The sequence below is a fragment of the Micromonospora sp. GCM10011541 genome (assembly GCF_042650725.1).
Taxonomy (GTDB): Bacteria; Actinomycetota; Actinomycetes; order Mycobacteriales; family Micromonosporaceae; genus Micromonospora; species Micromonospora sicca.
The window spans coordinates 12672-32912 of the sequence record NZ_JBHSBP010000062.1; the positions used below are offsets into that span (position 1 = coordinate 12672).

Consider the following 20241-nt stretch of genomic DNA (forward strand, 5'->3'; position numbering starts at 1 on the left):
GAGTGGCGCCCGCGGGTGGGTCAGAAGCGCCAGGTCCAGGCGTCGGCGATCCGGGTGCCGGGGCCGAAGAGCTGCTCCAGCGTCTTGTGCAGGAGCGGCGCGTGCGGGGCGTCGTCGGTCAGCGCCACGCACGACGCCCCCCAGAACTGGACGTCCCGGGCGGCCTGCCGCCGTTGCTCGTCGCCGATCGCCGCCGGGACGCCCCGCTTGGCCACCTCGGCCAACAGTGCCGAGGTGGGGCGCTTGTAGGTGCCCATGGTGGCCGAGCCGCCCCGGCCGTACGGGCCGATGAAGAAGCCCTCCGGCATGCCGAACTCCGCGTCCGCCGCGGTCGCCCAGCGCATCGGCCCCGGGTCCTTCGGGGTAGCGGGCGGCACGGGGACCAGCACCCCGCCGGGGCGTACGCACTGCCGCCAGTGTCCGGCGGTGACGAACGCCGGCAACGCCGGCCGGTCCGTGGTCGGCAGCGGCGCCGGGAAGACGCTGAGCAGGGCCGCGCCGACCGCCAGGGGGACCAGCCGCCGGGCCCGGCCGGGCTCGCGCAGGGCGCGGTCCACCGCGACCGTCAGCAGGGTGCCGGCCAGCGGCAGCAGGGCGAGGCCGAACCGCATCGGCAGCGCGCCGTCCACCACCGGCAGGCCGCCCAGCAGGGCGTACGGGCCGGGCAGCGCGGTCCGTTCGCCGGAGATCACCAGCTCGGGGCCGAGTGACAGCACGCCCATCACCAGCGCCCCGGCGACGCAGGCGACGACCACCGGCCGGCGGCCGAGCCAGACCGCGCAGGCGCCGGTGACCAGCAGCAGCGGCCAGCCGAGGAAGGTGTTGTACTCGGCCGGCCCGGTGGTCAGGTGGGACGAGGTGTCGCTGCCCAGCACCGAGAGTGGGGAGATCGTCCACCAGCTGCTCAGGTCGGCGGAGAAGTAGTGCGGGCTGAACATCCCGTCGGCGACCCCCTGTGGCCCGGCGAACTGGTACCAGAGGGGGTACGCCAGCACCAGCAGCGCCAGGCCGGCGGCGAGCATCAACCCGCCGCCGAACGGGGGCAGGGCTCGCCGGAACAGCGGTCGGTCGGTCACCGCGTAGGCGACGGTCATCACCAGCAGGGTGAGCGCGGCGAGGAAGAGCACCTCCTCGCCGACGAAGACCTGGACGGTGACTGCCGCCGCCAGCCCGACCGCCGAGGTGGCCAGCCGGCGGCGGTCCGGCCCGTCCAGGGTGCCGGCCGGGTCGGCGGCCCGGAGCAGCCGGACCACCAGCCAGACGATCACCGGGACCAGCCACTGCGCGGTCATGTGCAGGTGACTGTTGCTCTGCGAGATCATGCCGGGGCCGAAGCCGCACAGTGCGGCGCCGAGCCCGGCGGCGAGCCGGCGGGCCCGCAGCGTCCGGGTGAACAGCAGGTACCAGGCGGCCGCCGTGCCGGCCAGGTTCCCGGCGGCCAGCAGCGCGAAGGTGACCGGCGCCCCGACCAGCAGCGTGACCGGGGCGAGGAGCACCCCGAGCGCGATCACCGTGGTGTTGGTCATCAGGTTGACCCCGTCCGGCGCGTTGAGCCGGTCGGTGAGCAGGTTGAAGTCACCGAGCAGGGCGCGCGAGTCGACGGCCAGGAACCACTCGTAGAGGGTCTGGTCCTCGGGGTTCAGCGCGAGCATCCGCTGCCCGGGCGAGGGCCACAGCCCGTGGGTGAGCCAGCCCGCCAGCAGCGCGAAGAGCAGCCCGGCCAGCAGGTCCGCGCGATGGCGGACCGCGGTGGCCAGCAGCTGGGCGGACCGGGACGGGCGGGCGACCTCCGGTTCGAGGCGGACAGCCTGGCCGGGGTCGGGCCCGGGGGCGGTGCGGGCTGCGCTGGTCACGGCCTCGACCATAGTGGCGCGACCAGCACGGGGTACGCCGGGTCCGGGCGCAACGACTACGGTGAGACTGCACCGCCGCGTGTCGCCGCGCCGGTGTCACCCGCCCGGGTGGTGGAACGGCAGACACGGCCGCCTTAAAAGCGGCTGCCGAAAGGCGTGCGGGTTCGACCCCCGCCCCGGGCACCGAGACTCTCAGCTTTCCCACAGCTTCCGCCCGGCGTGGGCTGCGAGCCCCGTTTACCCTTGAGGGTGCACGTTCACGTGCACTGACCCCCTGAGGGAGGCCTGAGAAGTGAAGACCTCGAACCCGGTGCTCGCCCGGCTCGGCCAGGCGGCCGAGCGTGAGCGGGCGGCCGGGTACGCCCAGCCCGGGCCGTACGGACAGCCCGGTTACCCGCAGCAGTACGCGCCCTACCAGCAGCAGTACCCGACCGGCACCGGCTACCCGGCGGCACCGCCCACCGTGACCCCGATGACCCTCGACGACGTCGTCGTCAAGACGGTCATGCTGCTCGGCCTCCTCGGCGCCTCCGCCGCGGCGGCGTGGGTGCTCGTGCCCGACGCCCTGGTCGGTGTCACCTGGATCGGCGCCGCCGTCGTCGGCCTGGCGCTCGGCCTGATCATCTCGTTCTCGCGGATGGCGAACCCGGCGCTGGTCGTGGCGTACTCGGTCGTCGAGGGCGTCTTCGTCGGCATGGTCAGCAAGGCGTTCGAGTCGCTCTACGACGGCATCGTGCTGCAAGCCGTGGTGGCGACCTTCGGCGTCTTCTTCCTGATGGCGGTGATCTACAAGGCACGGATCATCCGAGCCACCCCGAAGTTCGCCCGGATCATGATCTCGGTCATGGTCGGTCTCTTCGCGGTGATGCTGATCAACCTGGTGCTCGCCCTCTTTGGCGTCAACACCCACCTGCGCGACGGCAGCCCGCTGGCCATCGGCTTCAGCCTGGTCTGCATCGTGGTCGCCTCGCTGAGCTTCGTGCTCAACTTCCACGAGATCGAAGAGGGCGTCCGGATGGGGCTCCCGCAGCGCTACTCCTGGATCGCCGCCTTCGGCATCGTGGTCGGCCTGGTCTGGCTCTACCTGGAGATCCTGCGCCTGCTCAGCTACTTCCAGGGCGACGACTGACCCGCCCGCCGCCCGATCCCGGCGCCCGCCTCCGCGACAGCGGCGGCGGGCGCTGTCGTTTTCCCGTCGCCCCCGGGCCGCCCGGGGCAGAGTGGGACCCGGGGGTACGTCGGGCGAGGAGGTCGCGGTGCGGAGTGCCAACGCGGTGCTGACCCGACTGGACGACGTCGGCCGGACCGAACGCCAGGTGCTCGGGGTCGGGGCCGCCGAGGCGATGACCGTGGACGACGTGGTGACCCGGACGGTCGGCCTGCTGCTGCTCACCGGCGTCACCGCCGCCGTCGCCTGGGTGGTGGTCCCGCAGGCGGTGTGGCTCTCGGCGGCGCTGGCCGGAACCGCGATCGCCGGGTTGGTGCTGGTGCTGGTCATCTCGCTGAAGCAGATCACCAACCCGCCGCTCATCGCGGCGTACGCCGTGCTCCAGGGGCTGCTGCTCGGTGTGGCCAGCCGGGCCTTCGAGCTGATCTACCCGGGGATCGTGGTGCAGGCGGTGATCGGCACCTTCGGCGTCTTCCTGGGCATGGCGCTGCTCTACCGGGCCCGGCTCATCCGCGCCACCCCGCGGCTCGCCCGGCTGGTCGCCGGCACGCTCATCGGCATCCTCGCGATCAGCCTCGTCAACCTGGTCACCTACCTGCTCACCGGCCGGCAAGGGGTGGAGGCGTACAGCCTCACCAGTCGGGTCGGCTGGCTGCCGTACCTGATCTCGGTGGTGGCGATCATCGCCGGGGCGTTCAGCTTCATCCTCGACTTCGACCTGGTCGAGCGGTCGGTCCGGGCCGGCCTGCCCCGCCGGTACGCCTGGTTCTGCGCGTTCGGCCTGCTGGTCGGGTTGATCTTCCTGTACTGGCAGATCCTGCGCCTGCTCAGCTACCTGCGCCGGTGACCGCCGGCCCCTCGTAGACTCGGCGGCGATGAGCGCAGCGGAACTGGACCGGGCGGTGGATCTGCTGGTCCGTCAGGTCGGTCACTGGCAGCAGCCCCGGTGGTCGGCGTCGGCCGAGGGCGGCAACGTGTCCCGGGCCGACCTGGTGCACAAGCTGGTGCAGGAGCTCGCCAACCTGGCGGCGGACGTGGAAGGCGGGCCGCGCCGGGACGTACCCCGGTTGGGCAACGACCTGGTGCTGCCGGACCAGCTCCGGGTGGTCGCGGCCGATCTGCTGGCGGCCGGGCCGCCGGAGGCGGTGCTCGACCGGGCCGCCGAGGCGGTCAGCAGGACCCGCTCGGCGCTCTGACCGCGCGGCTGCCGGCGGACCGCTGGCGCGGCGGCGGTCAGCGCTTCAGCCAGCGCCGCAGCTTCCGCCGCCGGGCCCGGTCGCGGGCCCGGGCGACGGCCCGCACGTCCCGGCCCGCCGTCGCGGCCTGCCGCGCGTGCAGGATGCCGTACGTGAAGGTGTTCTCGCCGTCGGCGTACGCGCGCAGCGCCTGCCGCCGCAGCACCTCGCGGGTGACCACCGAGTCCTGGTGCGCGCCGAGCAGGTCCTGCAGGTCCTTGAGCCGGTCGACCAGCCTGCCGGCGGGCTTCCCGACCGCCGGCTCGCGCACCTCGACGGCGTACCGGGCTGCCTTGTACGCCTTCCGCGCCTCGTGCAGCGCGACGTCCTCCGCCGCGTCGTCCGGCCGGTCACCGGCGAGGGCCCGGTCCAGCCGGTCGTCCGCCCGGCTCACCGCCCGGCGCACCCGCCGGGCGACCCAGCGCGCGTCGACCGTCCGCGCGGTCGGCCCCTCCAGCAGCGCGTCCAGCCGGGCCAGCAGGGCGGTGTACCGGTCGGAGTCGAGCGCCGCGCGCAGCTCGTCCAGGGCGGTGGCCAGGTCCGCGGCGAACCGGGCGGAGATCCGCGCCGCGACCGGGCCGAGCACCAGGTCGGCGGGCTCGGCGTGCACCGCGTCGGTGAGCCGGGCGGCCATCACCTGGGTGTCGCGGACGGCGCCGAGCTGGGCGCCGAGCCAGCGCAGCTCGGCCCGCAGCCACTCGCTCTGCCGGCGGTCCCACAGCCCCCGGAAGGTCCGCAGGGTGGACCGCAGCCGGCGGACGGCGACCCGCATGTCGTGCACCGCGTCCTCGTCGGCGCCCAGCGCGCCGGGGTGGTTGGCGATCAGCACGTCCCGGTGGGCGAGGGCGTAGTCGAGGACGGGCGCGGCGCCGGGATCGGGGGTGGCCGCCGGGGCGGCGAGCCGGGTGGCCAGCGCGCGGTGCGACTTGGAGACCGGCACCGGGCGGGCGCCGGCCGCCCGCAGCCGGGCGTCCACCGCGTCGAGCAGCGCGTCGTCGCCGTCGACCAGCTCGACCTCGATCTCCCGCCAGGCCTGCCGCTCGTCGGTGACCAGGTCTCGTCCCTCGACGGTGTCGTCGGCGACCTCGGCCAGCACCCGGCCCCGCCCGTCGAGCAGCCGGCGCTCGGTCCGACGGGTGGTGATCCGCGCCGCCGGGGCCACCGGCCGTCCCCGGGACGCGGCCCGGAACAGCGCGACCAGCTCCGCCGGCGGGTCGGTGTCGTCCGGCCCGGCGGGGAACTGGTACTCGGTCCGGTCGCCGCCGGCCGAGCCGACCTTCAGGTGCCAGCCCGCGTCGTGCCCGCCGGTACGCCGGCGCAGCGCGAACCCGCTGCGGGCCAGCCGGAGGTCGGCGGTGTCCAGGTAGACCGCGTCGAGGTCGAAGGCGGTGGCGTCCGACGTGGTCGTGACGCCACCGCACCCCGTCAGGTCCGGCAGGCGGAACCCCTCGTCACCGGAGTACTTGCGCTCCCGTTCCACGACCGTCGCCATGTCGGAACGGTACCCGGACCCGGGTACGCCGAAGCGGGCTCAGCTCAGCCGCTCGAGCACCATCGCCATGCCCTGGCCGCCGCCGACGCACATGGTCTCCAGACCGATGGTCTTGTCGTGCCACTCGAGGGCGTTGAGCAGGGTGCCGGTGATCCGGGCGCCGGTCATGCCGAACGGGTGGCCGACGGCGATCGCGCCGCCCATCACGTTCAGCTTCTCCTCCGGGATGCCGAGCTGCCGGTAGGAGGGGATCACCTGGGCGGCGAACGCCTCGTTGATCTCGACCAGGTCGACGTCGTCGATGGTCATCCCGGCCCGCTTGAGGGCCTGCTTGGAGGCCTCGACCGGGCCGAGGCCCATGATCTCCGGCGACAGCGCGGTGACGCCGGTCGACACGATCCGGGCCAGCGGGGTCAGCCCGAGGTCCTCCGCCCGCTGGGCGCTCATGATCACCACTGCGGCGGCCCCGTCGTTGAGCGGGCAGCAGTTGCCGGCGGTGATCCGGCCGTCGGGGCGGAAGACCGGCTTCAGGCCCGCGACCGCCGCCAGGGTCACCCCGGCGCGCGGGCCGTCGTCGGCGCTGACCACGGTGCCGTCCGGCGTGGTGACCGGGGTGATCTCGCGGGGCCAGAAGCCGTCGGCGATCGCCTTCTCGGCCAGGTTCTGGCTGCGCACGCCGAAGGCGTCCATGTCCTCGCGGGTGACGTCGTACACCTGGGCGAGGTTCTCCGCGGTCTGCCCCATGGACAGGTAGATGTCGGGAAGCCGGCCGTCCTCCCGCGGGTCGGTCCACACCTCCGCGCCGCCCCGCGCGCGGGCCTCCGACCGCTCGTGGGCCGCCGCGAAGCGCGGGTTCTCCCAGCCGCCGCCGACCAGCGCCTGCGCCTCCGGCGGCAGGGTGTCGGAGTTGCCCCGGGCGTACCGGGAGACCATCTCGACGCCGGCGGAGATGAAGACGTCGCCCTCGCCGGCCCGGATCGCGTGCATCGCCATCCGGGTGGTCTGCAACGAGGAGGCGCAGTAGCGGGTCAGGGTGGCGCCGGGCAGGCCGTCGAGGCCCATCAGGGTGGCGACCACCCGGGCCATGTTGAAGCCCTGCTCGCCGCCGGGCAGGCCGCAGCCCAGGTACAGGTCGTCGATCTCGGTCGGGTCGAGCCCGGGGACCTTGGCCAGGGCGGCCTGGACGATGGTGGCGGCGAGGTCGTCCGAACGGACGTCACGCAGCGAACCCTTGAACGCGCGGCCGATGGGGGACCGGGCGGTGGCGACGATGACGGCGTCGCGGGACGACTCAATCGGCATGAACCAACGTTAACCCGCGGGTAACTTACGGCGGAAGTCGCTCACCGGGCGGGAAATGTCACGCCGCCCGCGGTGGTCAGTGGTGGTGACGGGAGGCGACCGTCGCCGCCGCCTCGACCGCCGGCAGCAGGGCGTGCGCCCAGACCCGGTAGCCGTCGGCGGACGGGTGGTAACCGTCGTGGCAGAGCGTCCCGGCGTCCGCCCGGAACACCGGCCCGGTCTCGGTGGCCAGGTCGACCACGCTGCCGCCCGCGTCCAGCACGGCCGTCGTCTGGGCGCGGGCCACCCGCCGCCCGGACCAGCCCAGCACCTGCCGCAGCGGGGACGCCACCGCGCGGACCGCGCCGAGGTCGGGGCAGGTCCCCACGACCACCTCGACGTGCGCCTCACGCAGCCGGCGCACCGCCGAGCCGAGGTAGGCCGCGGCGTCCGCCGGCCGGGTCATCGCGGTGGCGTCGTTGGCGCCGACCAGGATCAACGCCACGTCGGGACGCTCGCCCAGCAGCGCCCGGGCCACCTGGGTGGCCAGGTCGGTCGAGCGGGAGCCGGCGACGCCGACGCTGGAGAGGTGCACCTGCCGGCCGGTCGGGCCCTCGGCGAGCAGGTGGGCGAGCTGGCCGCCCACGGTCTCCTCGAAGCGTTCCACCCCGACGCCGAGCGCCGAGGAATCGCCGAGCAGCACCAGCCGCAGTGGTGGGGCACCCGCCCGGCCGACCGTGGCGCGCAGGGCGAGGCCCAGCTCCGGCTGGGCGTAGCGGCGGTTGCGGGCGGCGATGGCCTGGCCGGCGAGGACGGCGGCCCCGCCCACCGTGCCGGCGACCAGCGAGAGCGCCGCGGCCCGACCCAGCCGGAACGCGAGCTCGTGGTGCTCGGTCATGCCGTCACCGCCCGGCGGTCGGCGGCACACGTGCCGGTCAGCTCGCTCATGCCAGTCCCTCCAGTGTTGGTGAGTCGGCTGCGGGACCGGGTTGCGGCACCGCGCCGACGCCGAAGAACGCCCGCCGCCGCAGCTGCGCCCAGCGGCCGCCCGGCCCCCGGTCCCGGCCCCGGACCTGGGTGCCGCTGACCTCGGTGCCGGCGTGCCGGGCCGCCTCGTGGGCCGCCTCCGGCAGCGACCGTACGCCTTCGCCCAGGGGGGCCGCCGCCCGGCGTTCCTGGCCCGCCCCGAGCGCGGAGAGCACGGTGGGCAGGAGCGCCGCCGCGGCCACCGCGTACCCCTCGGCGGACGGGTGGAACCGGTCCCAGGCGAACATCCGGGCCGGCTCGGCGGCGAACCGGGGACCCAGCATGTCACCCAGGGAGACCGTGGAGCCGCCCGCCTCGACCACCGCCACCGTCTGGGCGGCGGCCAGCTGCCGGCTCCAGCGCCGGGCCAGCCAGCGCAGCGGCGGCTGGATGGGCCGGATCGCGCCCAGGTCGGGGCAGGTGCCGACGACCACCTCGCAACCGGCCGCGCGCAGCGTGCGGACCGCGTCGACCAGGTAGCGCACGGCCAGCGCCGGCGGGGTCCGGTTGGTGACGTCGTTGCCGCCGATCAGGATCACCGCGATGTCCGGTTCGACCTCCAGGGCCGACTCGACCTGCGGCTTGAGACCGGCCGACAGGGAGCCGACCACGGCGTACCGGTGGAGCCGCACCGGCCGGTGCAGCCGGCGGGACAGCCCGGTGGCCAGCAGCGCGCCCGGGGTCTCCCGGCGGCGGTGCACGCCGTAGCCGGCGGCGGAGGAGTCGCCGAGGATCACCATGGTCAGCGGCGGGCCGGGGAACTTGGCGCCGTACGTCCCGTCGCAGCGCGGCGGGGGCGCCTCGGCCATCGGGATGGTCCGCCTTGCCTGGCGGGCCTGACCGAGCAGCACTCCACCCGTCGCGACGGTGGCCGCCACCGTGGCGCCCGTGCCGATCGCCGCCACCCGGGCGATCCGCCGGGCGCGCTGCCAGCCGGCCGGTACGACGGATCCAGCGTCCCCCATGAGCCGACATTATCGCGCCGGCCCGACACCCCGCTCTCCTCGCGTCGGCTGGTTCGCGGCTGGGAGACGACCGTTCTGGGTACCTCCTGCGGCAGGGCCGCCGACCGACGGTCCGGCCGGCGGGCGGCGCGGGGCTTGCGCCGGGGCGGCACGCTGGTCGAGCGGAAAGGGGCGCAGACGATGGGGAAGACGTTGAAGCGGAGCGCGGCGTTCACCGCGCTGGCCCGGGCCCTCATGGCGGGCGCGCGGGGAGGGCCGTCGCTGGGCGAGCGGCTGGCCGCGCTGCCCCGGATGATCAGGGCGACCGCCCGCGGGGAGTACGACGGCGGCCTGCGGCTGGCCATGATGACCGCGGCGACGGCGTACGTGGTCTCCCCGGTCGACGTGGTTCCGGAGCTGTTCCTGACCATCTTCGGGCTGGTGGACGACGCGGTGATGGTCACCTGGTTGGCGGGCAGCGTGCTGTCGGAGACCGAACGCTTCCTGGAGTGGGAGGCGCGTCGCAGCTCGGTCATCCCCGGACATGTCACGCCCTGACGGCACGTACCCTGGGCGTCGAGAAGTACGTCTGCCCGGCCGCCGTCGCCGGCGCCGCAACGAAGGGCACAACGAGGTGCAGTACTACGACAACGTCGTCGAGCTGATCGGCAACACCCCGCTGGTACGGCTGCGCAACGTCACCGAGGGCATCCAGGCGACGGTTCTGGCGAAGGTGGAGTACGTCAACCCGGGCGGTTCGGTGAAGGACCGGATCGCGCTGCGGATGGTGGAGGACGCCGAGGCCGCGGGCATTCTCAAGCCGGGCGGCACCATCGTCGAGCCGACCAGCGGCAACACCGGCGTCGGGCTGGCCCTGGTGGCCCAGCTCAAGGGCTACAAGTGCGTCTTCGTCTGCCCCGACAAGGTCAGCCAGGACAAGCAGGACGTGCTGCGCGCGTACGGCGCCGAGGTGGTGGTCTGCCCGACCGCCGTCGCGCCGGAGGACCCGCGCTCCTACTACAACGTCTCCGACCGGCTGGCCCGGGAGATCCCCGGCGCCTGGAAGCCCAACCAGTACAGCAACCCGGCCAACCCGCGCTCGCACTACGAGACCACGGGGCCGGAGATCTGGAAGCAGACGGAGGGGGAGATCACCCACTTCGTGGCGGGCGTCGGCACCGGCGGCACCATCTCCGGCATCGGTCGCTACCTGAAGGAGGCGTCCGAGGGCCGGGTCAGGGTCGTCGGCGCGGACCCGGAGGGTTCGGTCTACTCCGGCGGCACCGGCCGGCCGTACCTGGTCGAGGGCGTCGGCGAGGACTTCTGGCCGGAGACGTACGACCGGGGCGTCCCCGACGAGATCGTCGAGGTCTCCGACAAGGAGTCCTTCGAGATGACCCGGCGGCTGGCCCGTGAGGAGGGGCTGCTGGTCGGCGGCTCCTGCGGGATGGCCGTGGTGGCCGCCCTCGAGGTGGCCCGCAAGGCCGGCCCGGACGACGTGATCGTGGTGCTGCTGCCGGACAGCGGCAGAGGCTACCTGTCGAAGATCTTCAACGACAAGTGGATGGCCCGGTACGGTTTCCTGGACAACTCGGGCACCGAACCGACCGTCGCGGACGCCCTCGCCAGCAAGCCGGGCGGCCTGCCCGAGCTGGTGCACGTGCACCCGACCGAGACGGTCCGCGACGCCATCGACTACATGCGCGAGTACGGCGTCTCCCAGCTCCCGGTGCTCAAGGCCGAGCCGCCGGTGGTGACCGGCGAGGTGGCCGGCTCGATCGCCGAGAGGGACCTGCTCGACGCGCTCTTCACCGGCCAGGCGCACCTGCACGACACGATCGAGCGGCACATGGGCGAGCCGCTGCCGATGATCGGCGGTGGCCAGCCGGTGAGCGAGGCGGTCGGCCTGCTGGAGAAGTCCGACGCGGCGCTGGTGCTGGTCGACGGCAAGCCCAAGGGCGTGCTCACCCGCCAGGACCTGCTCGCCCACCTCGGCGCCCGCTGACCCCGGTCGACAGGGCCGCTCCCCGCCGGGCGGCGGCCCTGTCGTCGTCAGCGGGTCAGTTCGGTGGGGACGGCGACCACGTCGACGAAGGCGCCCTTGCGCAGCACGGTGACCGCCAGGCGGGTGCCGATGGCCGGGCCGAGCATCAGCCGTTGCAGGCCCTGGCCGTCCTGCACCGGCCGGCCGCCCGCCGAGACGATGATGTCCCCCAGGTAGATCCCGGCCAGCCCGGCGGGGCTGCCCGGGACCACCTCCACCACCCGCAGGCCGCGCCGCTGCCCGGTCCGTTCGGTGAGTTCCGGGGGCAGCGGCACCGGCGCCCCGGCGACGCCCAGCCAGGCCCGCCGGACCCGGCCGGTGGCGGTCAGGTCGGCGATGATCTGCCGGGTGGTGGCGTTGATCGGCACGGCCAGCCCGAGGCCGTACCCGGCGACCGCGGTGTTCACCCCGACCACCCGGCCGGTGGAGTCGGCCAGCGCGCCCCCGGAGTTGCCCGGGTTGAGCGCGGCGTCGGTCTGGATGACGTCCTCGATCAGCCGGACCAGTCGCCCGTCCCGGGCCGGCAGCGACCGGCCCAGCCCGGAGACGACCCCGGCGGTGACCGAGCCGGCCAGCCCCATCGGGTTGCCGACCGCCACCACGAGCTGCCCGATCCGCAGGCCGTCCGCGTCGCCCAGCTCCACCGGCGGCACCGCCGGCTCCTCGGCCCGCAGCACGGCCAGGTCCGACAGCGGGTCGGTGCCGACCACCCGGAACCGGGTCTCGGTGCCCTCGCCGAAGGCGGCCGAGCCGCCCGCGGCGCCCTGCACCACGTGGGCGCTGGTCAGCAGCAGGCCCTCGGCGTCGATGGTGACGGCAGAGCCGGCGCCGGCCCCGCGCGGGGTCCGCACCGACAGGGCGGCGACGCTGGGCAGCACCCGTGCCGCCACGCCGGTCACCACCCGGGAGTACGCGTCCAGGGCGGCGTCCTCCGCCCGCTCGGTGTGCTCGATGTCCATGACGGGGGCAACGCGGCCGGATCGACGCTCATGCCCCGATCCGCTGAGAGCGAACGGCAGCCCGACCCGGCAGGGGTGCCCGCCGAACGGCGGCGGTCGAGGCGCCCGCGACGGTCAGAGCGGGCGTTCGTAGCGGAGTTGGCGGGTGCGGGCGGCGCCGATGTGTTCGTCACGTGCCGACCCGGTGGGCGTCCAGCCGCCGCGTTCGTAGAAGGCACGGGCGGGGGCGTTCTCCCGGAGTACCCAGAGCACCGCCCGGGACCAGCCGCGGGCCCGCATGGCGGCCAGGGCGTCGACCATCAGCGCCCGCCCGGTGCCCCGGCCGCGCTCGTCCGGTTCCAGGTGGATCGCGTTGAGCAGGCCGGTCGCCGGGTCGCCCTCGTCGTCCGGGCCCAGGTAGCTGAAGCCGACCAGCCGGCCGTCGCGGTCCGCGACGGTCATCCGGTGGTCGTCCCGCTCCCAGGTCCACCGCTCGACCCAGTACCGCCCCATCGCCTCGGGCGTCGGCTCGGCCAGCGCCTCCGCCGGCAGGAACGACGAGTACGCCGCCACCCGCGACCGCTGGTGCAGGGCGCCGACCGGCATCAGGTCGGCCTCGGTGGCGGGGCGCAGGGTGACCGTCATCCGGCCGAGGCTACCCGGCGGGGCGGGACCGGCACGGTCATCAGGTCCTCGGCGACGACCAGCTCACCGGCGAAGTGCTCGCGGGCCTCGTCGGCGAAGCGGCGCGGGTCGGCGTACCGCTGGGAGAAGTGGGTGAGCAGCAGCGTGCGTACCCCCGACTCGGTCGCCACCCGTGCGGCCTGCGCCGCGGTGAGGTGACCGACCTCGGCGGCGAGCGCGGCCTCCGACTCCAGGAACGTCGACTCGATGACCAGCAGGTCGGCGAGCTCGGCGAGGGCGTACACCCCGTCGCAGAGCGCGGTGTCCATCACGAAGGCGAACCGCTGCCCCGGGCGGGTCACGCTCACCTCGTCCCGGGTGACGCGGCGCCCGTCCACGTCGAGGTGGCCGACGCGGAGCAGCTCGCCGACCGCCGGACCGGTGATCCCGTACGCGGACAGCTTCTCCGGCAGCGCCCGGAAGCCGTCCGGCTCGACCAGCCGGTAGCCGTACGTCTCGATCGGGTGCCGCAGCCGGCGGGCCTCCAGCGTGCCGAGGCCCAGCGTGATCCGCTGCCCGTCGGCGTCGATCGGCTCGACGCGCAACTCGGCGGTCTCGTAGAAGGAGCTGGCGTGGCGCAGCCGGGCGAAGTACTCGGCGCCCGCGGCCGGGAAGTGCACGGCCACCGGGTGGGGCACCCGGTCCAGGGAGAGCCGCTGGATCATGCCGGGCAGTCCCAGGCAGTGGTCGCCGTGGAAGTGGGTGACGCAGATCCGGGTGAGGTCGGTGGCGGAGATGCCGGTGTGCAGCATCTGCCGCTGGCTGCCCTCGCCCGGGTCGAACAGCAGCACCTCGTCGTCCCAGCGCAGCAGGTAGCCGTTGTGGTTGCGATACCGGGTGGGCGTCTGACTGGCCGTTCCGAGCACCACCAGCTCGCGCATCGACACGGTCCTGACCTCCCGGCTGGGTCGACTGGCCCGGCTCCGCCGGACATGAAGCGACCCCCGGGGCTTCCGCGCTCGCGCGCGGGCCGGCTGGACTGGGCCGGCACCCCGGGGGTCGGGTGGCTGTCGTGGTTTCGCCGCACCGCTGCCACACGGTCTCGACGATCGTGCCTTTGCCCGCCTCTCGGCGGACGAGATCTCACTGTCGAGGACAGCGGCTAGCGGACAGCCACCTCACGAGTCCGATTGCTATACAAGTCTGGACCACCTCCTTTCCCGTGTACCGCCACGCTATCGACTTCCCGGCGGCCCCGGCAACGGATTTCGATCACAGGCCCGTGCTCGCCGAGCTGATGCGCCGGCTCGGGCACGACCGGACTCCCCGGTCGGGCTGCTGGCCTGGATGATCCAGTGCCGCGAGTCGCTACGAAGCTGATGACGTGAATGGGTCAGCGCCCGGGCCGCCGGGGTGATTCATCCACGACATCGGCTTCGTAGCGCCGGGTGGGCTTACGCCGGGCCCTGCGAGGTCGGGTCGGTGACACCGATCGGGCCCTCGCGGGGGCCGTCCTCGGACGCCGGCTGGACGGCCAGCGACGGGAAGTCGGCCAGGTCGCCTTCAGGCTCGGCGTCCCATTCGGGGAAGACCAGGTCGCTCTGGAGGTAGAGGCAGAGCAACTGGGTGAGGTGGCGCAGCCCGTCGAGGTGGGTGCGCTCGTGGCCGTGGGTGGCGTCGACGCCGAAGCCGAGCAGCGCCACCCGGGCGTGCGCGCCCGCCTCGACCGCCGCCGCCACGTCCGAACGGTAGTAGTCGAAGACGTCGCGGACCAGGTCGACGCCGTGCTCCTTGGCGATGGCGGCCAGGTTGCGGGTCAGGTGGTAGTCGAACGGGCCCACCCCGTCACCCATCGCCAGGGTCGCCGCGTTCTCCCGGGACTGCTGGCCGGGGGCGACCACCGCGGCGTCCACCGAGACGATCTCCGCGACGTCCGGGTCGAGGCCGTGGCTCGCGCCGTGGCCGATCTCCTCGGTGACCGTGACCAGCAGGTGCGCGGTGACCGCCGGGGTGATCCCGGCGTCGACCATCGCCTTGAACGCGGTGAGCACCGCCGCCACGCCGGCCTTGTCGTCCAGGTGCCGGGACTTCACGTACCCGCTCGGCGTGATCACCGGGTTGGGCAGGAACGCCACGAAGTCCCCGGCGTCGATGCCGAGCGCCCGCAGGCCGGCGACGTCGTGCACCGGCTCGTCGACCCGGACCTCGACGTGCTCCCAGCCGACTCCCTGCAGGTCGACGTCGTCGTTGTAGCGGTGCCCGCTCGCCTTCAGCGGGAGCACCTGGCCGGTGATCACCCGGTCCAGGTCGTCGGTGAAGATCCGGACGTGGGCGCCCTCGGCGAACCGGGCGCTGTGCGTGCCGATGGTCTTGAGCTCCAGCCGACCGTTGCACTTCAGCCGCTTCACCATGCCGCCGATGGTGTCGGTGTGCACCACGATCGCCCGGTCGGCGCCGGTCTCCCGCGGCCCGGGCAGATTGGCACTCAGCGCGCCGCGCCGGGTCAGGGTGGAGGAGATGCCGAGCGCGGAGAGCCGTTCCCCGACGTACTGCTGGACGTGGTCGGTACGCCCCGACGGGCTGGGGATCTCCAGCAGCTCCACCAGCACCTGGCGGAGGTAGGCGAGGTCCAGCTCCAGCGGTTTCGGACTCACGCGGCACCGCCCGTCCCGGCCGGCGACCAGAGCCGCTGCGGTGCCCGGGTGCCGGGGAAGAGCAGGTCCACGAAGCGTTCGGCGGTCGGCTGCGGCTCGTGGTTGGCCAGGCCGGGCCGCTCGTTCGCCTCGATGAAGACGTGCTCCGGCCGGTCCGGGGCGGGCACCAGCAGGTCCAGCCCGGTCACCGGGATGTCCAACGCCCGGCTGGCCGCCACGCACGCCTCGGCGATGGTCGGGTGCAGCTCGGCCGTGACGTCGTGGATGGTGCCGCCGGTGTGCAGGTTGGCGGTCCGGCGTACGGCGAGCACCTGACCCTCCGGAAGCACGTCGTGCATCCGGTGGCCGGCCTCCGCCACCACCTCGCGGGTCATGTCGTCGATCGGGATGCGGGATTCGCCGCCGGTGGCGGCGGCCCGGCGGCGACTCTGCCGCTCGATCAGCTCCGTGACGTCGTGCACCCCGTCGCCGGTGATCTGGGCGGGGCGGCGGACGGCGGCGGCCACCACCTCGTGGTCGATGACGATGACCCGCAGGTCCTCGCCGTCGCGCAGTTCCTCGATCAGCACGTCCGGGCAGAACCGCCGGGCCAGCTCCACCGCCGCGGTCAGCGCCTCGGCGGTGCGCACCCCGACGGTGATGCCGTTGCCCTGCTCGCCCCGGGCCGGCTTGACCACCACCGGGCCGACGTCCTCGAGGAAGGCCAGGTCGTCCGGCTCGCCGGTGGCGGTCCGCCCGCGCGGCACCGACAGCCCGGCCTCGGTGAGGATCCGCCGGGTGACCCGCTTGTCGTCGCAGCGGCTCATCGCCACCGCCGAGGTCAACTCGGACAGGGACTCGCGGGTGTGCACGGTCCGGCCGCCGTTGGTCAGCTTCAGCTCGCCCCACTGCGGGTCGGTGACCTCCACCCGGATGCCGCGCCGCATCGCCTCGTCGGCGACGATCCGCGCGTACGGGTTGAGCTCGTCGTATCCCTCGGGGGCGGCGGCCAGGAAGAGCCGCTCGTTGATCGGGTTCTTCCGCTTCACGCAGAGCGTGCCGGTGCGGTGGAAGCCGAGCCGCTCGTAGAGCCGGATCGCCCCCGAGTTCTCCGCGAGCACCGAGAGGTCCACGAAGGCCCGCCCCCGCTCGTCGAGCCGGTCGGCCAGTTCCGACAGCAGCGCCTGGCCGGTGCCGGGCGGCGCGTGGTTGAAGTCCACCGTCAGGCACCAGAGGCTGGCGCCGTTCTCCGGGTCGGCGAAGACTGCCACGTGGTCGACACCGGTGATGGTGCCGACGAGCTCACCGGTGGGCGCCTCGGCGACCAGGTGCAGGAAGCGATCGGTGCCGGCGTTGTCGACCAGCACCTCGACCGGCGCGGTCACCATGCCGTTGCGCGCGTAGATCCGGTTGACCGCGTCGGCGTCCGCGGCGTCGCGCAGCGGACGGATCACCAGGCCGGGGATCTCCGCGCCGGAGTCGGTGGCGGCCGGCCGGCGGTCGCCCAGTGGCAGCCGGTAGGTCAGCGACGGGTCGATGAACAGCTCGTCCGGCAGCCGGGACACCAGCACGTGCGGGTCGCGCAGGTAGATGCAGATGTCCCGGGCGCCGGCCGCCTCGGAGCGCAGCACGTCGGCGACGGCGGACTGGTCGGTGAAGGTCTGGCCGAAGACCAGGCGGCCCCAGCCGCAGTCCAGCACCACGCCGGCCGGGTCGGTGGGGCGCCGCGCGGGCTCGGGCGCGCCCGGGGCGACCGGGTCGCCGCCCGGACCGGTCCGCTCCCGGCGGCGGCCGAGCACCCGTTCCCGTTCGATACGCGCCGTGCCGGTGGCGAGGGTGTCGGTCACGGTCAGTCGATTCCGTGGCTCTGGAGCCACATTTCCAGGAGTCCCAGTTGCCACAGCTTGTTTCCGTTCAACGGGGTCAGTTCGGCGTTCGGGTCGGCGAGAAGCGCGTCGACGTAGTCGGCGCGGAACAGGCCGCGGCGGCGGGCCTCGGGCGCGGAGAGCGCGTCGCGTACCCGCTCGAGGAGCTTGCCCTCCAGGTGGGTGAGGCCCGGCACCGGGAAGTAGCCCTTGGGCCGGTCGATCACCTCGTGCGGGAGGACCCGGCGGCCGATCTCCTTGAGCACGCCCTTGCCGCCCTGGGCCAGCTTCAGCTCGGGTGGGCAGCCCGCCGCCAGTTCCACGAACTCGTGGTCGAGGAACGGCACCCGGGCCTCCAGCCCGTGCGCCATGGTCATGTTGTCGACCCGCTTCACCGGGTCGTCGGTCAGCATGACCTGGGTGTCGATCCGCAGGCCGGCGTCGACCGCGGTCTGCGCGCCCGGCCGGCAGAGGTGCCCGGCCACGAAGGCCCGCGCCGGGTCGCCCTCGGCGAGCCACGCCGGGTTGAGCACCCGGGCCAGGCCGCCCGCGTCCCGGTCGAAGAACGCCTTCGTGTACGTCTCGAGCGCCTGTTCCCGGTCGACGCCGGCCAGCGGCGGGTACCAGTGGTAGCCGCCCAGGATCTCGTCCGCGCCCTGGCCGGACTGGACCACCTTGACGTGCCGGGCGACCTCCTGGCTGAGCAGGTAGAACGCCACGCAGTCGTGGCTGACCATCGGTTCGCTCATGGCCGCGACGGCGGCCTCCAGCGGCGGCAGCAGGTCGCCGGTGGGCACCTTGATCTGGTGGTGGTCGGTGTCGAAGGTCTTCGCCACCAGGTCGGAGTAGACGAACTCGTCGCCCTCCCGGCCACCGACCGCCTCGAAGCCGATGGAGAAGGTGGCGAGCCCGGACTGGCCCTCCCCGGCGAGCAGCGCGACGACCAGGCTGGAGTCGAGGCCGCCGGAGAGCAGCACGCCGACCGGCACGTCGGCCACCATCCGGCGGCGTACCGCGGTGGTCAGCGACTCCAGCAGCGCGTCCTGCCAGTCCCGCTCGGACCAGTCGGCGCGCTCGGCGGCCCGGGTGAACGCGGGGTCCCAGTAGACCCGCTCGCGGGTGGAGCCGTCCGGCTCGTAGACCCGGACGGTGGCCGGGGGCAGCTTGGTGACGCCGCGCAGGATGGTCCGCGGCGGCGGCACGATGCTGTGGAAGCTGAGGTAGTGGGCGAGCGCCACCGGGTCGATCGAGGTGTCGATCCCGCCGCCGGCCAGCAGCGCCGGCAGGGTGCTGGCGAAGCGCACCACGCCGGGCGTCTCGGCCAGGTAGAGCGGCTTGATGCCGAGCCGGTCCCGGGCCAGCACCAGGCGGCCGGTGTCCCGTTCGCTGATCGCCACGGCGAACATGCCGATCAGGTGGTCGACGAAGTCGAGCCCCCACTCGGCGTACGCCTTGACCGCCACCTCGCTGTCGCCGGAGGAGAAGAAGCGGTGCCCCTTGGCCTGCAACTCCTGGCGCAGTTCCCGGTAGTTGTAGATGCAGCCGTTGAAGACGCCGGTCAGACCCGAGGCGGCGTCGACCAGCGGCTGTCCGCTCGCCGCGGACAGGTCGATGATCTTCAGGCGGCGGTGCCCGAGGGCCGTCGGGCCCTGGGACCAGACCCCGCTGTCGTCCGGTCCCCGGTCACTCATCGTGGCCGCCATCCGCTCCACCGCCGCGACGTCGGCGCGCGAGCCGTCCCGACGGAACTCCCCAGCCAGTCCGCACATGCCGCGCAATGCTGCCAGAGGTGGCCACAGTTCGCCTGTTGAGCTGATGCTACGGCGTTACGTGTTTGCTAAGATGCGCGGCTCTCGATTCCTGGGCGCTGCCAGCGCCGACGTTCCTGCCGACGGCCCGCGCGGTGCCCGAATCGCACCGGGCCCACGGTGTGACAAACACCGCAGGCCCGGGAAACGGACATCAGGTCGGTCAGCCGGCGGTACGCGCCACGCCCACCGGGCAGCTCAGCCCGTTGGGGCCGTGGTTGCAGTACCCGTTCGGGTTCTTGGTGGGGGCCAGGTACTGCTGGTGGTAGTCCTCGGCGAAGTAGTAGTGGCCGAGCGGGGCGATCTCCGTGGTGATCTCACCCTTGCCGGCCCGCGCCACGATCGGCGCGAACGCGTCCCGGGAGGCCTGCGCGGTGGCGAGCTGGTCCTCGGTGGTGGTGTAGATCGCCGACCGGTACTGCGTACCGACGTCGTTGCCCTGGCGCATGCCCTGGGTCGGGTCGTGGTTCTCCCAGAAGACCTTGAGCAGGTCCTCGTAGCTGATCCTCGCGGGGTCGTAGACCACCTGGACCACCTCGGCGTGCCCGGTCATGCCCGAGCAGACCTCCTCGTAGGTCGGGTTCGGGGTGACGCCACCCGCGTAGCCGGCCGACGTGGTGATCACACCGGGCAGGGTCCAGAACAGCCGCTCGGCGCCCCAGAAGCAGCCCATTCCGAAGACGGCGACCTGCGAGCCCTCGGGGAAGGGGCCCTTCAGCGAGGACGGGAGCACCTCGTGCCGGTCACCGATCGGCATCGCGATCGGGCGGCCCGGCAGGGCCTGGTCGGGGGTGGGCAGCTCGGCCTTCATGCGGCGAAGGAACACGGTGGGACTCCTTTCCTACCTCTCCCAGCCTGCAACACCGCCGGGCCCCGCTTCCTTACCCGGCCGACTCCCGGTCAGGCCGGCACGGCCGAGGCCACCCGCCGGGCGAACCCCTCGGCTTCGGCGTCGTCGGTGTACCGGGTCCGGGGCCAGAAGAAACCGCGCAGGCCGTCCCCCTTGGTCCGGGGCACCACGTGGGTGTGCAGGTGCGGCACCGACTGGGACACCTTGTTGTTGATCGCCACGAACGTCCCACCGGCCCCCAGACCGGTCTCCACCGCCAGGGCCAACCGCTGCACGAGACCGAAGTACCCGGCCAGCGCCTCCGCCGGCAGGTCGCTCAGGGTGACCAGGTGGGTCCGCGGCACCACCAGGACGTGACCCTTGAACACCGGCCGGGTGTCCAGGAAGGCCACCCCGTCCGGCTCGTCGGCGACGGTGAACGCGGGCACCTCACCCGCCACGATCCCGCAGAACACGCACCCGCTCATCGGGCCAGGTTAG

18 protein-coding genes and 1 tRNA gene are annotated in these 20241 nt (G+C 73.7%); 6 read left to right on the top strand and 13 right to left on the bottom strand.

Going from position 1 to position 20241, the window contains the following annotated elements:
* Nucleotides 1-20: 20 nt before the first annotated feature.
* Nucleotides 21-1853, bottom strand: a complete 1833-nt coding sequence (locus tag ACFOYX_RS26475) for a hypothetical protein (RefSeq protein ID WP_322440662.1) — start codon at nucleotides 1851-1853, stop codon at nucleotides 21-23.
* 102 nt (nucleotides 1854-1955) lie between these two features.
* Here ACFOYX_RS26475 and ACFOYX_RS26480 point away from each other — a divergent pair.
* From ACFOYX_RS26480 to ACFOYX_RS26495, 4 genes are all read left to right on the top strand, one after another.
* A tRNA-Leu gene (locus ACFOYX_RS26480) sits at nucleotides 1956-2036 on the top strand.
* A 109-nt stretch (nucleotides 2037-2145) separates the two neighbouring features.
* A complete protein-coding gene (locus tag ACFOYX_RS26485) occupies nucleotides 2146-2982 on the top strand; it encodes a Bax inhibitor-1/YccA family protein (protein ID WP_322440661.1) in 837 nt (278 codons plus the stop codon).
* A 127-nt stretch (nucleotides 2983-3109) separates the two neighbouring features.
* Nucleotides 3110-3868 (top strand): Bax inhibitor-1/YccA family protein, encoded by a 759-nt coding sequence (locus ACFOYX_RS26490; protein ID WP_322440660.1) that lies wholly within the window; start codon nucleotides 3110-3112, stop codon nucleotides 3866-3868.
* Nucleotides 3869-3896: 28 nt separating this feature from the next.
* Nucleotides 3897-4217 carry a hypothetical protein gene (locus ACFOYX_RS26495; protein WP_109805090.1) on the top strand — a complete coding sequence of 107 codons (321 nt, stop codon included), beginning with the start codon at nucleotides 3897-3899 and terminating at the stop codon, nucleotides 4215-4217.
* A 37-nt stretch (nucleotides 4218-4254) separates the two neighbouring features.
* On the opposite strand, the gene ACFOYX_RS26500 is transcribed toward ACFOYX_RS26495, so the two are convergent.
* The 4 genes from ACFOYX_RS26500 to ACFOYX_RS26515 form a co-directional block, all read right to left on the bottom strand.
* Complete coding sequence (locus tag ACFOYX_RS26500) at nucleotides 4255-5748, bottom strand: CYTH and CHAD domain-containing protein (protein ID WP_322440659.1); 1494 nt, start codon at nucleotides 5746-5748, stop codon at nucleotides 4255-4257.
* A 39-nt stretch (nucleotides 5749-5787) separates the two neighbouring features.
* Nucleotides 5788-7050, bottom strand: coding sequence for an acetyl-CoA C-acetyltransferase (locus ACFOYX_RS26505; protein ID WP_322440658.1), 1263 nt, complete (start codon nucleotides 7048-7050; stop codon nucleotides 5788-5790).
* Nucleotides 7051-7126: 76 nt separating this feature from the next.
* On the bottom strand, nucleotides 7127-7927 hold the full coding sequence (locus tag ACFOYX_RS26510; RefSeq protein ID WP_109805093.1) for an SGNH/GDSL hydrolase family protein: 801 nt from the start codon (nucleotides 7925-7927) through the stop codon (nucleotides 7127-7129).
* A 46-nt stretch (nucleotides 7928-7973) separates the two neighbouring features.
* The gene (locus tag ACFOYX_RS26515) at nucleotides 7974-9020 is read right to left on the bottom strand and encodes an SGNH/GDSL hydrolase family protein (protein WP_109805094.1); all 1047 of its coding nucleotides are present in this window, start codon (nucleotides 9018-9020) and stop codon (nucleotides 7974-7976) included.
* 180 nt (nucleotides 9021-9200) lie between these two features.
* Here ACFOYX_RS26515 and ACFOYX_RS26520 point away from each other — a divergent pair, with 180 nt between their 5' ends.
* Entirely contained in the window at nucleotides 9201-9557 is a 357-nt protein-coding gene (locus tag ACFOYX_RS26520; RefSeq protein ID WP_089011129.1) for a YkvA family protein, read from the top strand.
* A 76-nt stretch (nucleotides 9558-9633) separates the two neighbouring features.
* Complete coding sequence (locus tag ACFOYX_RS26525) at nucleotides 9634-11004, top strand: cystathionine beta-synthase (protein ID WP_109805096.1); 1371 nt, start codon at nucleotides 9634-9636, stop codon at nucleotides 11002-11004.
* A gap of 47 nt (nucleotides 11005-11051) precedes the next feature.
* Here the strand turns inward: ACFOYX_RS26525 and ACFOYX_RS26530 are convergent, their stop codons facing one another.
* The 8 genes from ACFOYX_RS26530 to ACFOYX_RS26565 all read right to left on the bottom strand — a co-directional run bounded on the left by ACFOYX_RS26530 (nucleotide 11052) and on the right by ACFOYX_RS26565 (nucleotide 20228).
* Nucleotides 11052-12002, bottom strand: coding sequence for a trypsin-like peptidase domain-containing protein (locus ACFOYX_RS26530; protein WP_322440657.1), 951 nt, complete (start codon nucleotides 12000-12002; stop codon nucleotides 11052-11054).
* A 114-nt stretch (nucleotides 12003-12116) separates the two neighbouring features.
* Nucleotides 12117-12626, bottom strand: a complete 510-nt coding sequence (locus ACFOYX_RS26535; protein ID WP_238453506.1) for a GNAT family N-acetyltransferase — start codon at nucleotides 12624-12626, stop codon at nucleotides 12117-12119.
* Nucleotides 12623-13552, bottom strand: a complete 930-nt coding sequence (locus ACFOYX_RS26540; protein WP_322440656.1) for a ribonuclease Z — start codon at nucleotides 13550-13552, stop codon at nucleotides 12623-12625. Before ACFOYX_RS26540 ends, ACFOYX_RS26535 begins: the two co-directional genes overlap by 4 nt.
* Before the next feature lie 507 nt (nucleotides 13553-14059).
* Nucleotides 14060-15259, bottom strand: coding sequence for an osmoprotectant NAGGN system M42 family peptidase (locus tag ACFOYX_RS26545; RefSeq protein WP_322440655.1), 1200 nt, complete (start codon nucleotides 15257-15259; stop codon nucleotides 14060-14062).
* On the bottom strand, nucleotides 15256-17085 hold the full coding sequence (gene ngg, locus ACFOYX_RS26550) for an N-acetylglutaminylglutamine synthetase (RefSeq protein WP_322440654.1): 1830 nt from the start codon (nucleotides 17083-17085) through the stop codon (nucleotides 15256-15258). The genes ACFOYX_RS26545 and ngg overlap by 4 nt, the downstream gene beginning before the upstream one ends.
* A gap of 2 nt (nucleotides 17086-17087) precedes the next feature.
* Nucleotides 17088-18872, bottom strand: coding sequence for an N-acetylglutaminylglutamine amidotransferase (locus tag ACFOYX_RS26555; RefSeq protein ID WP_322440653.1), 1785 nt, complete (start codon nucleotides 18870-18872; stop codon nucleotides 17088-17090).
* Between the two features lie 202 nt (nucleotides 18873-19074).
* Nucleotides 19075-19737 (bottom strand): peptide-methionine (S)-S-oxide reductase MsrA, encoded by a 663-nt coding sequence (gene msrA / locus ACFOYX_RS26560; RefSeq protein ID WP_322440652.1) that lies wholly within the window; start codon nucleotides 19735-19737, stop codon nucleotides 19075-19077.
* Nucleotides 19738-19811: 74 nt separating this feature from the next.
* Nucleotides 19812-20228 carry an HIT family protein gene (locus ACFOYX_RS26565; protein WP_109805105.1) on the bottom strand — a complete coding sequence of 139 codons (417 nt, stop codon included), beginning with the start codon at nucleotides 20226-20228 and terminating at the stop codon, nucleotides 19812-19814.
* Nucleotides 20229-20241: the final 13 nt, after the last annotated feature.